We start from the raw sequence: 12,957 nt of genomic DNA, 5'->3' as shown, positions 1-12,957 counted from the left end.
TAGCTCCTAATAACTTCTCGGGATTCATGCCCACAAAGATAGGATATATTCGTGATATGTGATAAGGTTTATCAACCGGGAAAATCCGCTGACCCGAAAAAGCTAATGAAAGGGGCAATTCTTATCTTATGCCTTGCTATGACAACACCTGCGTTTGCTCAGAAATGTAAATTCAAAAAAAATGATGTTCGTAGAGATGGTTCGGTTACAGTTATAACTCCCGAAAGGATGATTAATAAAAAGTTCACAAGTAAATTTTTCTTCACTTCAAGCTTTGCATTCTTAAAGACAGAATACATTTCGGGAGACTATGTATTATTGATGAAACTATCTGCCGGGAATGAGAATTTAGATACAGCCGAAGGAAATAAGTTGTACTTAACATTGAGCGATGGTACTGAGATTATATTAAAAAATAAATTGGAGAGCACCGCAAAAACGATAGAAAACATGGGGATAAAATCTAGTTTTGTCCTTAATTCGTATACCATTTCTTTTGAAAATCTGAAGAAAATACAAGAAACAGGAATTGCGAGTATAGAAATGGCTACAAATGATAAAGATCACAAATCGGAAGTTTCAGATAAAGACAATAAAGAGTTGGCTGCGCAAATATTATGCCTATTAAACGAAACCGAACAATTTAGAGACAAAAATGATATCCTATTTAAATAAAATAGGTATTGTCCTAAATTTTGTGTAAATATCAACTACACGGTTGAATAATTATCATATAAATTCTTTCAAATTCTCCCCAAAACAACGGGGAGTTTGAAGGAATTTTTCTTTTTACAGGTTCACTCTTTTTCCAAAGATAACCAAAAATTGATTGAGTATCAGCCCCCAATTGTGTATGGGCTATATCCATTTTTTCAATCTCAGCAATAGCCAGATAAACAGATTTTCTGAGGGCATCATCGGTAGGAAATGAGAGCTTGTTTTTAGTGTATTTCCTGATTTTTCCATTCAGATTCTCAATCAGATTAGTGGTGTAAATAATCTTACGGATTTCAAGGGGAAAGTCATAGAATGAGGTCAATTCATCCCAATTATTGCGCCACAAACGGATGGCATAGGACCAGTGTTCAACGAATCGACCAAATACAACAGAGGCTATCCACTTTTGGGACAGCCTCATTTCTATAAATGTTATTATACTTAGTCTCTGAACTTAGCTTTCAGGAACTCGCGGTTAAGACGAGCAATATTGCTGATAGAAACGTTTTTAGGACATTCAGCTTCGCAAGCACCTGTGTTTGTACAGTTACCGAAACCAAGTTCGTCCATACGCGCAGTCATAGCTTTGGCACGTCTTGCAGCCTCGGCACGTCCTTGAGGCAATAAAGCCAACTGGCTTACTTTTGCCGAAACGAACAACATTGCCGATCCGTTTTTACAAGCAGCAACACAAGCTCCGCAACCGATACAAGAGGCAGAGTCCATAGCCTCGTCGGCAGCTTCTTTTGGTATAAGGATAGCATTAGCATCTTGCGCTCCACCAACATTGATTGAAGTATATCCACCGGCTTGTATAATCTTATCGAAAGCCGTACGGTCTACCATCAAGTCGCGGATAACGGGGAATCCGGCCGAACGCCAAGGTTCAACAGTGATTGTTTCGCCATCTTTAAACCGGCGCATGTGCAACTGGCAAGTTGTTATGCTATCGTCTGGCCCGTGTGGGTGTCCGTTAACATAAAGGCTACACATACCACAAATACCTTCGCGGCAGTCGTGATCGAAAACCACAGGCTCTTTTCCTTCGTTGATAAGTTTTTCGTTCAAAATATCAAGCATTTCAAGGAAAGAACTATCTGTTGAAATTCCATCTAATTTATATGATTCGAAAGCTCCTCTTTCTTTAGGACCTCTCTGACGCCAAACTTTAAGCGTTATATTTATTGTTTTGTCCATTGTTTACTCTTTTACTAAATTTTTAATCAATCGCACAATTAAGATTTATAGTTACGTTGTTGTCTAACCACAAATTCGTAATCGAGTGGTTCTTTAATTAGTTCAGGCTCTTGTTCTTCGCCCATGTATTTCCAACAAGCAACATAAGAGTATTCGTCATCTCGGCGAAGGGTTTCACCATCCGGAGTTTGATATTCTTCACGGAAGTGACCACCACAAGATTCGTTTCGGTTCAGTCCGTCGAGAGCCATTAGCATACCCACATCGATAAAGTCGGCTACGCGAAGAGCTTTTTCCAACTCGATGTTCAAGGAATTTGCTTCGCCCGGTATACGAACGTTCGACCAGAATTCTTTCTTGATTTTTTTGAGTTCTTCGATTGCTTTTTCTAACGATTCTTTAGTACGAGCCATACCTACGTATTCCCACATGATATGTCCGAGTTCTTTATGCAAAGAGTCAACAGAACGTTTTCCTTTTATATTCATCAGCTTGGCAATTTTCTTGTCGAGCTCAATTTCAGTTTGTTCAAACTCTGGAAGGTCTGTACTGAAACGAGGCACGGAAATTTGATCGGCCAAATAATTTTGGATAGTATATGGAAGGATAAAATATCCATCGGCCAAACCTTGCATCAATGCTGATGCTCCAAGGCGGTTAGCTCCGTGGTCAGAGAAGTTTGCCTCACCGATACAGAAACAGCCCGGTATTGAAGTCATCAACTCATAGTCTACCCAAAGTCCACCCATAGTATAGTGAATGGCTGGGAATATCATCATAGGAGTTTCGTATGGATTATCGTCAACGATTTTTTCGTACATCTGGAACAAGTTACCATATCTTGCTCTAACGGCATCTATTCCTAAGCGTTGGATAGCTGACGAGAAGTCAAGGTATACGGCCAATCCTGTTGAGTTAACACCGAATCCGGCATCACATCTTTCTTTGGCAGCACGAGAAGCAACGTCGCGAGGCACAAGGTTACCGAAAGCAGGGTAGCGACGCTCAAGATAGTAGTCGCGGTCTTCTTCCTTAATTTGAGTTGGTTTTAATTTTCCTGCGCGTATAGCCTCTGCGTCTTCTTTTTTCTTAGGAACCCATATACGACCATCGTTACGAAGCGACTCTGACATCAATGTCAGTTTCGATTGGAATTCTCCGTGAACAGGGATACTGGTTGGGTGAATTTGAGCGAAACAAGGGTTTCCGAAATAAGCTCCTTTTTTGTAAGCCTGCATAGCTGCAGAACCATTACAAGCCATAGCATTAGTTGATAGGAAGAAAGCATTTCCGTATCCACCTGTGGCGATAACTACGGCATGAGCCGCGAATCTTTCTATTTTGCCTGTAACAAGGTTACGAGCCAAAATACCACGTGCACGACCATCGATAATAACGAGGTCGACCATTTCGTAGCGAGTGTACAGTTTAACACTTCCTTTTTCAACCTGACGGCTCAATGATGAATATGCGCCCAACAACAATTGCTGTCCGGTTTGTCCTTTAGCATAGAATGTACGAGACACCTGCGCTCCACCGAACGAACGGTTGTCGAGCAAGCCTCCGTATTCGCGGGCAAAAGGAACACCTTGAGCCACACATTGGTCTATAATATTGTTAGCAACTTCGGCTAAGCGATGAACGTTCGATTCACGAGCACGATAGTCACCTCCTTTAATAGTATCGTAAAATAGGCGGTAAACAGAGTCACCGTCGTTCTGATAATTTTTAGCAGCATTGATACCCCCTTGTGCAGCGATAGAGTGCGCACGGCGAGGAGAATCCTGAATACAGAAGTTCATTACGTTGAATCCCATTTCTCCGAGGGATGCAGCAGCGGCACCACCAGCAAGACCTGTACCAACAACGATAATGTCGAGACGACGTTTGTTGGCCGGGTTTACAAGCTTTTGGTTACCTTTATAGTTTGTCCATTTTTCGGCCAAAGGACCTTCTGGAACCTTCGAATCTTTTTTAGGATCTATGATAGTAGTCATATCTATTTTTTCTTTTAATCGTTAGTTAATTAACAAGCTCCACAAAGGAAATGCTTAGCAAGGAAGAAAATCGGTACAATAAGGAAGCCAAGGCAAATGATTGTAGCTACAATGTTACCGATACATTTTAGTCTTGGATACCAAGTTCTGCCATTAAGACCTGTTGACTGGAACATACTCCAAACACCATGTGTAAGGTGCAACCAAAGAGCAACGATACCAATGAAGTAAAGAGCCACTTTAACAGGGCTGCCAAACAACATAGCCATGTGTCCGCCAACTTCTTCGGGAAGCACAACGATGTCGTGCAGATTGAACAACTCGGCAAACATCATTTTGAACCAGAAGTCGTAAAGGTGCAAAAGCAAGAAAACTAATACAACCACTCCAAGAACAAACATGTTTTTTGAAGTCCAAGTAACACTCGACAAAGACGATGACATCGCATAACTGTCGTTGCCGCGAGCTTTTTTGTTTTTAAGTGTCAAAGACAATGCATACAGGATGTGTACGATGAACAACAGGGCAAGACCTCCTGTAGCCAGAACAGCATACCAATTTGTACCCAAAAATCCACAGATAGCTTCGTAAGCTTCTATTGAGATGATCGACACAACGTTCATGCACATGTGGAACAAAAGGAACAAAACCAAACAACAGCCCGACAAAGCCATGATGAATTTGCGCCCAATGGAAGATTTAAGTAACCAACTCATAAATTAATAGTTTTTAGTTATATTAAATAGTTTAAATTGTATTTTGTCAATTCTCTGTGAGCTTGTTGCCGGATAAGCAAAAGCAAAGAACGATTGTATCTTTCGATAACCCCCTCGTTACAGCACCGCAAAATTAATCTAAATCTCTTATTAAAAGAAAGAAATGTTGTACTTTTTTATGTTTAAAAGCAATCTGAGGAAGAAGATTGTGAGGCTTTGTTATTTTTTGTTACGATAGGTTTATTATACATTTTTCTTCGATAGATATGCCGAATAGAGCAAAGTCATATTTGACGGGGTCGTTTGGATCTAAAATAGTCAGGTTTTTGGTTAATTCGATAGCAGCCTTCCAGTCTGGTTTGTTTCGGGTTAGTAGCCCCAGCATGCGGGCAGTCCGTTCCACATGAACATCCAGAGGACATATAAGGTCTTTAGGTGCGATTCGCTGCCATAACCCGAAATCAACACCTTTGTTATCTTTTCTTACCATCCACCGCAAGTACATGTTCAGCCTTTTGCAAGCTGACTTTTGGGAGGGAGAAGAAATATGCTTGGCGGTTCTTTGCATAAAGGAGGGTAGGGAGCAGAAGTAAGCTTTAAAGTGGTTCAGGGCTTCTTCAACACTCATGTTCTGTTGGGGGAAGAATGCCGTTTCTAAACTATCTTCCCTTAAATAGTGATGCTTTAAGAATTGTATTGTATATAGCAAATCAGTGTCGTTAAACGTTCTGTGCTTAAATGCCAGCAATCGCTTCAAATCGGTATCCCTGTGCTGTGTTATGAACTGAAAAGGGGCGTTATCCATCCGCAGGCTCAAATCTTTGCATTTGTTTATTATTGTTTGCCGTTGACCCCAAGCGAATATGGATGCGAAAAATCCCATGATTTCGATATCTTGCTTCAACGAAAAACTGTGGGGGATGGAAATGGGATCGTTTTCGATGAACTTTGTCGTGTTGTATTGTTCGGATTTCTTGTCCAGAAGATATTTTTTATCAAATACTTTTTCGGTCATTTTATTTTTTTTTGATTAGCTCTTTTCTGAATCAAAAGTAGTAATAATCAACAATTATAGCTACTAAACCATTGAATAGATGAACAACTGGGGCTTTATTTTTTTAGCTTTGCTCTTGCACAATTCAACTAAAAGCAGTAATATTGCATCCGATTTCGGGATAACCTCCGAAAATCAGGTCCTATAGCTCAGTTGGTTAGAGCATCTGACTCATAATCAGGGGGTCCCTGGTTCAAGCCCAGGTGGGACCACAGAAAATGAAGCACTTACAATAAAGTAGGTGCTTTCTGTTTTTTATATACTACCATTTTACTATAGTTTAAACACGGCTTTTCGATGTTCAGTTAAACCAAGAGTTAAACCAAAAACTCAAATGAATGCAACAGTTAATGTCGTATTATTCAAGTCGAAAACACTTGCAGACGGTTCACATCCGTTAATGATAAGAATCTGCAAAAACAATAAGAAGAAGTATAAAAGTTTAGGTATCTCAATTCAACCGCAATTTTGGGATTTTGAAAAGAACAAACCTAAACGTAATTGTCCGAATAAAGACAGCATACAAACTATAATCATAGAGAAGACAAAAGAGTTTTCGGGGCAAATAATTGAATTTAAGACTATTAACAAAGACTTTACCGTCTCAAGTCTAATTGAAAAAGTTGAAGCACCTACTGTTAATAATACAGTTCAGCAATTATTTAATTCTGAAATTGACCGACTAAGACAAGAGAATCGTCTGAAAACAGCATCTATATACAAGGAATTGTTAGTATCAATGTTAGATTTTAATACACATCTTGATATTTACTTTTCCGAAATAGATATTATTTGGCTAAGGGAATACGAAGCATTTTTGCGTAAAAAAGGATTATCCGATAATTCTTTAGGAGTTCGTTTCAGAACATTGAGGTCTATATTCAACAAGGCTATAGAACTGAATATTGTTAAACAAGAATACTATCCGTTTAAGGTTTATAAAGTCTCTAAACTTCATACAGAAACGGTTAAACGTGCAATTCAGAAATCAGATATTGAAGCAATAATAAACTACAATGCTGATAGTGAATACACACGTTTAGCAATAGACTTGTTTTATTTCTCATATCTATCAGGCGGTATAAACTTTGTCGATATAGCACACTTGACAAAAAGTAATATTATAGAGGATAGACTTATTTACACAAGGAAGAAAACGAAGAAGTTAATAAAGATACCGTTACAACTAAAAGCAAGTGAATTAATCGGTAAGTATTCAAATCCTGACAATCCTTATTTGTTCCCTATTTTCACTTCATTTCATAAAACGGAGCAACAAAGAGCAAATAGAGTTCATAAAGTCTTAGCTATTATAAATAAACGCCTTAAACAAATTGGTCAAGAATTAAATATTTCTATTGATTTAACAACCTATGTTGCAAGACATTCATTTGCAACTGTTTTAAAACGTTCGGGCGTAAATACTTCGATTATTAGTGAATCTTTAGGACATAGTTCTGAAAAGGTTACTCAAATCTACCTTGATAGCTTCGAAAATAGCCAAATTGATGAAGCAATGAAAAATTTGTTGTAAATAAAAAACCCCGCCGTAATTGGCGGGGCACACTTTAAAAAATCAAATGTCATGCGGCTTGTCCATCCAAACCAGTACTAATATTAGAGCCATCTGACTGAACAGGAAGAATTTTACTTGCTTCCAATTCTTGTTTAGTAAAAATAGACTCTCTCATTTTAAAAATCTCATTACCATACGCTTTCTCTAAACCGAAAGTAAGAACTTCGTCAAGTTTTTTATTTCCGTCAAAGACAACGTGTTGTGCGACATTGAAAGCAGTTAAGCCTAAACGGGCACAATCTTTGATAAATCGGTTACTGTCCAATAGTCGATATTCGACCATATCGTAAAAATTTGCCAAAAAAACATTTCTCTCCTCTTCACTATCCTTATCGTTTAGTTTGAGGGTATGCTCAATCGCAGATTTCTTCATTTGAGCATTACGAACAATCTGCTTTTTAAATGTCGTTCTGGATTTTCTAAGAAGCTCCAAGAAAGGATTACGCGCGCCCTTCTTCTTAGATGTATTAGTGCTATTATTAGATGAATTGTTACCATTGTTATTAGTAACTGAAAGCGAGGCAGTTTGACCCACTGCAGGGTTAAATTCTGACATAGATAAATTTTTAAAATTAAGCCATTTTAAACATGGGGTGAATAGCCTTATAAACCACCAGCACGTTATTTCATCCTATTTTTGTGCTATTTTACAACTAAACGAACAGGAACAAATTAGAGGACTCAAAACTAATTAGGGAAGTTGCGCACCCGACCGACACCAGAATTAAGTGTTACAAATATAATGTTAATTTTAACAATTAAAAATAACTGCATAACAAAAATATAGCGAAACATATAAATCAATATCATAATTATATTAGAACACTCTATTTCTATATAATAATTACATCTGCGCATATGTTTTAATGTAACTTATCAAGTTAAAACACATGATTTCTGTCAAAAAAATATTTCAGCATTTATAATTAAAATAAATCGAAAAGACAAAAACAAAAATTTATAAAAGTATTTATACAAGTAAACACCCAAAATAGGCTAATTATTAACAGAACAAATTATATCAAGTATATTTTAAAGACTACTTACATCTGTTGTTCCGAATTTTGCAGATAAACACATATTTTTTTTAATAAAGTGGGTACGGAGAAAAAATGGAAAAGGATATATAAGAAGAAAATTTTTAATATATCCTCCGTGTTAAATATTTTACCTTAATTTGCATTTTTAACAAAAATATTACCATGCAAATAATTGAAGTACCTATTAATAAAGGAGAATGGCTAACTACTGCCTTAAAAAATAAAGGCTATCCGAATATTCCGACAAATACAATATTAAAAAAGACATTGCCAGGCTTGGGTGCTACCTATATGGAAATTAACGATAAGATTTCTAAAAGGCACTCAATAATAATAGAGCCGAATGTTCCTGTCATATTAGGTAAAACCAAAGATAAACCCGAATTATTAGCTGTTTGGGAGAAATGCACGGAAGCGAAAATAAAGAAGTACATACGAGATAAAGATATTAAGTATAAGAAAATACTTACAACTCCAGAGGGGTATAAAAAAGTAAGAAAAGCAATAACGGATGTATGGGGAGAAGATATATATTATTCAACATTTTTCTGTCTATTCGATGAATGCGAAAAGTTAATTCAAGATGTCGATTATAGAAATAGTATTGCCCAACCTATAAACGATTTCTTTCGTTTTACAAATAAGGCGTTTGTTTCTGCTACAACTTTAAACATGACACACCCCGAATTTGAGAATCTGAATTTTAAAATATTAGAAGTAAAACCAACTTACGATTATAAAAAAGATTTAGACCTTATTATTACTAATACATACGAAACCGAAATATTAAAGAAGTTCAAGGAGTTAAAAGACAGTGAATGTATCTGTATATTTTTAAATAAAACTGATAGCATTGATAAGTTGATACATACACAAGAATTAGAAGACGAATCAAAAGTATTTTGTTCTGATAAAAGCGTAAAGAAGTTAAAAGAAAAAGGTTATAAAAATGTATCAGATACAATAGAGTTCCCATTAGCAAAATACAACTTCTTTACTTGTCGTTTTTTCTCGGCTGTCGATATTGAGATAAAGCAAAAACCCGATATACTTATTCTTACAAATTTGTATGATGCTAATCATACAATGATAGACCCATTTACGGAAGCAATACAGATTTACGGACGATTTAGGAAAAATAAAAAATATCACGGAGAAGAAAACCCGTTTAACTCAATCACTCACATTACAAACTTTGATCCTCATTTAAAAATAAAAACAAGAGAAGAAATAGATTCCGAGATTGAAGCGAAAAAGCGAAACTATAATTTATTAAATGATAGTATTACAGACCAAACAACGGATATTGAGAAACAAATTATATTACGAGATATAGGTTTATTGAGTTATTCCGAATTATTAGACGAAAATGGAAATTATAATTATTTCTCACAGGATAATTTATATAATGAAGAACGTGTTAAAGGATATTATTCAGACCCTCAATTATTATTACAAGCATATCAAGATACAAACCACTTCAATATAAATTCGATTATTTACGATGCTCCGTTTTCGATTGATTTTGATATTTTAGAAATGAAAAAATTAAAGTCAGCAAAGGAGAAAAGAGAACAAATAATCAATAATTTAGAAAGGCTTATTCATCAAAAAGAAATTAACCCTAATTTCGATATTGAGCCATTTAAAGAAAGATTCAGACGGGAAGAAATTACAAATAAGGAAACAGGCGATTTTATAATTGATTGTTTCGACTATTTGGGTAAAAAAGAAATCGAACGAATCGGATATACACAAGTTTCAAAATTGAAAACTGCTCTTAATAAAGCAAAAGCCGAGCAAAAACAGAAAGATTTATTTTTACCAATACAGGATGAAATTAAAAAAGTTTACAATATCGAAGATACCCCGACCAAAGACGACACGAAATTATTAATAGAGGAGTTATATCGCTTGAACGGAATAGATATTAAGGTAACACAAACTACAATAAAATTATATTGTAAGACAGCTTCCAGCAATGACAAAAAGCCACCAATATATAGAATTAAAGAATATAAATCAGAGTTCGGAGAAGAATCTGATTCGGGCGGTATAGGAGAAATTTTATAAAAAAATATCCGACTATCAAATTATAATAGGATAGCTTCAAATATTCAATATTTTAAATGTTGATTAATGGAGTTATCCGTTTTTTATTGAATATGTATTGATTTAGTAAAAATATATAGGCACGGAGAGAAAACTGTTAGGGGTCATATAGAACCGATTTTTAGAAAAATTATCCGATAGTAATACGCACGCATAAAATATACCTTACTTGAAGAAACACCCCCTACCCATAAGATAAAGACATATATAGGCACAGGAGCAGAGTACCTCTAAAGTCCCTCCTAATAGACGAGAAAAGAAAAAGAAAAAATAATCACAAATCGGCACAGAAAAAGACTATCGGAGTCCCAAAGAAAAATTGGCTACTCCGAAACCGATACTTTTTAGACATAAGAGTTACAACCAATTTCATCTTTTAAATGAAGAATTTGAAAAATATAGCTGCTTTATCGTAAGATATTTTGCTTTCGGAATTTCTCAATTCAATTATTTGTCAATCATGCGCTTTTGTTATCTTTGTGTTAATTCCGATGCTATCGAAGCGTCGATAATCGGAAGCACATATTAAAGAAAGCGTTTAAAGATATTATTCTTGTCTAAGAAAATCGCCAATTTTCAGAAACCGAACAAGTTTAGTAGACAGCAAACGCCTGCATTTCTGTTTGTATATAATTTGTATACGATAAAGGAGTGCAGGACTGTTGTTTTACATTTGTTCGGTGGGTGTTTGGCGATACCTCTTAGACAGATAAGAAATTTAACAGTTCCTGCACTTTCTTATTTTATATAACTTGTCTTTTGAGGGAACGGAAAGACACTAATACAAAATATGTTATGGGATTTTTTGGAGATTCTACACAAGAAAGAGAAGTAAAAGCATTAATACATGAAGCACATGATATAATGCAAAAGTTAATTCAAGACTATCGAAAAAATGAAGAGGTTACTTTTTCGGGAAAGTCATACATTTTCCGAATGGGAGATACTGTTAATAAGTTATTCGAAAAGAGTTCTAATATGTCAACGTCTAAAAATATGACATTACAGGTTGTTGTTGATGGTCAACCTTTATCATTGATGGCTGCAAAAATGGCATTCATTCATTTTATAAGAGATTTCGAAAGAATGACAGGAGAAAATTTTTCACTAAAGTATAGCTAAATGCAAGAATGATACTAACAATTAAAAAAGATAAAAAATGAAAAAAATTACATTATTACTAATCGCAATATTAGCGGTTACTTTCGTATCATGTTCAGATGATGATAATGATAATACATACACATTAGAAGATTTTGCTCATTCTACTTGGGTTGCTACTTATCACAACTATGGTTATACTGATACTATTAAATTTGCAGATGTATATGTTACAGAATTTGGAGTTCCTGCCCTAAGAGAAATTAGCTCTCGTCATTATAACGTACTCAATGGCAGTAGTTATTCCAAAAGTGAAGGAAAAGCATTTGTTACTAACAAAAGTGATACAGATAATTCTAATGGAACATTAACTCCTTGCATTAGCATATCATTTACAAGTTTGGAAACGGGAAACTATATTGAAAATAGATATACAATAGTTAATCGTAATCAATTTGGTAATTATTTTCGCTTAAAATGATAATAGGAACACAAGGAACGGCAAGCACGAAATATTGTTTGCCTTTCCTGTAAAAAGAAAAAAAAATGAAAAGAATATTTTTTCTACTAATTACATTGTTTGTAATAACACAAAGCTATTCACAGAACAGAAATAAAGGTTACAGAGGATTTGCCGATTTAGGAGCACATTTTAATATAGGAGATACAGATGCTAAAGGAACTTCTTACAATGTATCTACTTCGCATGGGTATCAATTTAATCCTCACATATTTTTAGGTGGTGGAGCAGGATTTGATTATTATTCGGACGCAGAAGAAGTTTTTATTCCTCTATTTGCTAACATCAGACTTAATTTATTAGATAGTAAAGTAAGCCCTTATTTTGATTTAAAAGCGGGCTATTCAGTTGGTCAATCATGCGGAATATATGCAAATCCATCTTTAGGCGTTGGGATTTTTATATCTCCTAAATATGTTTTGAATTTAAGTGTTAGCTGTGTTGCACAAGAATCAGAAAGGTCTGTTGACCATCCTATTGATAATTCAATTTTCAGAAGAATTATGTTAGGAGCAGGATTTAAAATAGGATTAGAGTTTTGATAAAGAGAGAATAAAATTAATTATTAATCAGTTTTGGTTTTATGAACTTAGTTAAACCGTGAGTTAAACCGCTGGTATTTTATAAGTGTAACGGAGGGTCCTATAGCTCAGTTGGAGCCTTGAAAACGAAGGCTTTGCCGAGTTTTTAAGGTCTTGTTAGAGCATCTGACTCATAATCAGGGGGTCCCTGGTTCAAGCCCAGGTGGGACCACATTTTACAACAGCAAACCCATTGATAACAAATAGTTTATCAGTGGGTTTCTTTTTGCTGGGGCTGGATTTGGGGCTGATTTTGGGGTCAGCGGATTTTCCCGGTTGATAAACCTTGTCACATATCACGAATATAGCATCGCCAGTCTGTACATAAAGAACTTAATATCTCCCA

General features: G+C 35.5%; 11 protein-coding genes, 2 tRNA genes and 1 pseudogene. 8 read left to right on the top strand and 6 right to left on the bottom strand.

Annotated features, from left to right (window positions below; all coding sequences use genetic code 11):
• Positions 1-105 precede the first annotated feature (105 nt).
• The gene (locus M2132_RS11340) at positions 106-675 is read left to right on the top strand and encodes a hypothetical protein (protein ID WP_280673633.1); all 570 of its coding nucleotides are present in this window, start codon (positions 106-108) and stop codon (positions 673-675) included.
• 114 nt (positions 676-789) lie between these two features.
• On the opposite strand, the pseudogene M2132_RS11335 reads toward M2132_RS11340, so the two are convergent.
• The 5 genes and pseudogenes from M2132_RS11335 to M2132_RS11315 all read right to left on the bottom strand — a co-directional run.
• A pseudogene (locus tag M2132_RS11335) lies at positions 790-1,081 on the bottom strand (transposase); the annotation flags it as partial.
• Positions 1,082-1,158: 77 nt separating this feature from the next.
• A complete protein-coding gene (locus M2132_RS11330; protein ID WP_280673631.1) occupies positions 1,159-1,914 on the bottom strand; it encodes a succinate dehydrogenase/fumarate reductase iron-sulfur subunit in 756 nt (251 codons plus the stop codon).
• Between the two features lie 38 nt (positions 1,915-1,952).
• A complete protein-coding gene (locus tag M2132_RS11325) occupies positions 1,953-3,911 on the bottom strand; it encodes a fumarate reductase/succinate dehydrogenase flavoprotein subunit (protein WP_280673630.1) in 1,959 nt (652 codons plus the stop codon).
• Positions 3,912-3,940: 29 nt separating this feature from the next.
• On the bottom strand, positions 3,941-4,627 hold the full coding sequence (locus M2132_RS11320; RefSeq protein WP_280673629.1) for a succinate dehydrogenase cytochrome b subunit: 687 nt from the start codon (positions 4,625-4,627) through the stop codon (positions 3,941-3,943).
• Between the two features lie 229 nt (positions 4,628-4,856).
• Positions 4,857-5,642 (bottom strand): TIGR02757 family protein, encoded by a 786-nt coding sequence (locus M2132_RS11315; protein WP_280673627.1) that lies wholly within the window; start codon positions 5,640-5,642, stop codon positions 4,857-4,859.
• Positions 5,643-5,819: 177 nt separating this feature from the next.
• Here M2132_RS11315 and M2132_RS11310 point away from each other — a divergent pair.
• Positions 5,820-5,893, top strand: a tRNA-Ile gene (locus M2132_RS11310).
• 122 nt (positions 5,894-6,015) lie between these two features.
• Positions 6,016-7,215 (top strand): site-specific integrase, encoded by a 1,200-nt coding sequence (locus M2132_RS11305; protein ID WP_280673625.1) that lies wholly within the window; start codon positions 6,016-6,018, stop codon positions 7,213-7,215.
• 49 nt (positions 7,216-7,264) lie between these two features.
• On the opposite strand, the gene M2132_RS11300 is transcribed toward M2132_RS11305, so the two are convergent.
• Complete coding sequence (locus tag M2132_RS11300; protein ID WP_280673623.1) at positions 7,265-7,813, bottom strand: hypothetical protein; 549 nt, start codon at positions 7,811-7,813, stop codon at positions 7,265-7,267.
• 646 nt (positions 7,814-8,459) lie between these two features.
• On the opposite strand from M2132_RS11300, the gene M2132_RS11295 reads away from it, so the two are divergent.
• From M2132_RS11295 to M2132_RS11275, 5 genes are all read left to right on the top strand, one after another.
• Entirely contained in the window at positions 8,460-10,370 is a 1,911-nt protein-coding gene (locus tag M2132_RS11295; protein WP_280673621.1) for a hypothetical protein, read from the top strand.
• Positions 10,371-11,204: 834 nt separating this feature from the next.
• Complete coding sequence (locus tag M2132_RS11290) at positions 11,205-11,531, top strand: hypothetical protein (protein ID WP_280673619.1); 327 nt, start codon at positions 11,205-11,207, stop codon at positions 11,529-11,531.
• Positions 11,532-11,568: 37 nt separating this feature from the next.
• Positions 11,569-11,991 carry a hypothetical protein gene (locus M2132_RS11285; protein ID WP_280673617.1) on the top strand — a complete coding sequence of 141 codons (423 nt, stop codon included), beginning with the start codon at positions 11,569-11,571 and terminating at the stop codon, positions 11,989-11,991.
• Positions 11,992-12,056: 65 nt separating this feature from the next.
• Positions 12,057-12,572, top strand: a complete 516-nt coding sequence (locus M2132_RS11280) for an outer membrane beta-barrel protein (RefSeq protein WP_280673615.1) — start codon at positions 12,057-12,059, stop codon at positions 12,570-12,572.
• 96 nt (positions 12,573-12,668) lie between these two features.
• Positions 12,669-12,783 (top strand) — tRNA-Met (locus M2132_RS11275).
• The last annotated feature ends 174 nt before the right edge of the window (positions 12,784-12,957 follow it).

This window comes from Dysgonomonas sp. PH5-45 (assembly GCF_029893235.1).
GTDB lineage: Bacteria > Bacteroidota > Bacteroidia > Bacteroidales > Dysgonomonadaceae > UBA1309.
The sequence above is the reverse complement of the archived record's forward strand: the minus strand, read 5'-3'. Positions and strand labels throughout refer to the sequence as shown.

Coding starts and splice junctions, on each gene's coding strand:
- M2132_RS11305 (WP_280673625.1), top strand. CDS start 6,016: ATGAATGCAACAGTTAATGTCGTATTATTCAAGTCGAAAACACTTGCA.
- M2132_RS11300 (WP_280673623.1), bottom strand. CDS start 7,813: ATGTCAGAATTTAACCCTGCAGTGGGTCAAACTGCCTCGCTTTCAGTT.
- M2132_RS11320 (WP_280673629.1), bottom strand. CDS start 4,627: ATGAGTTGGTTACTTAAATCTTCCATTGGGCGCAAATTCATCATGGCT.
- M2132_RS11330 (WP_280673631.1), bottom strand. CDS start 1,914: ATGGACAAAACAATAAATATAACGCTTAAAGTTTGGCGTCAGAGAGGT.
- M2132_RS11290 (WP_280673619.1), top strand. CDS start 11,205: ATGGGATTTTTTGGAGATTCTACACAAGAAAGAGAAGTAAAAGCATTA.
- M2132_RS11315 (WP_280673627.1), bottom strand. CDS start 5,642: ATGACCGAAAAAGTATTTGATAAAAAATATCTTCTGGACAAGAAATCC.
- M2132_RS11280 (WP_280673615.1), top strand. CDS start 12,057: ATGAAAAGAATATTTTTTCTACTAATTACATTGTTTGTAATAACACAA.
- M2132_RS11325 (WP_280673630.1), bottom strand. CDS start 3,911: ATGACTACTATCATAGATCCTAAAAAAGATTCGAAGGTTCCAGAAGGT.
- M2132_RS11295 (WP_280673621.1), top strand. CDS start 8,460: ATGCAAATAATTGAAGTACCTATTAATAAAGGAGAATGGCTAACTACT.
- M2132_RS11285 (WP_280673617.1), top strand. CDS start 11,569: ATGAAAAAAATTACATTATTACTAATCGCAATATTAGCGGTTACTTTC.
- M2132_RS11340 (WP_280673633.1), top strand. CDS start 106: ATGAAAGGGGCAATTCTTATCTTATGCCTTGCTATGACAACACCTGCG.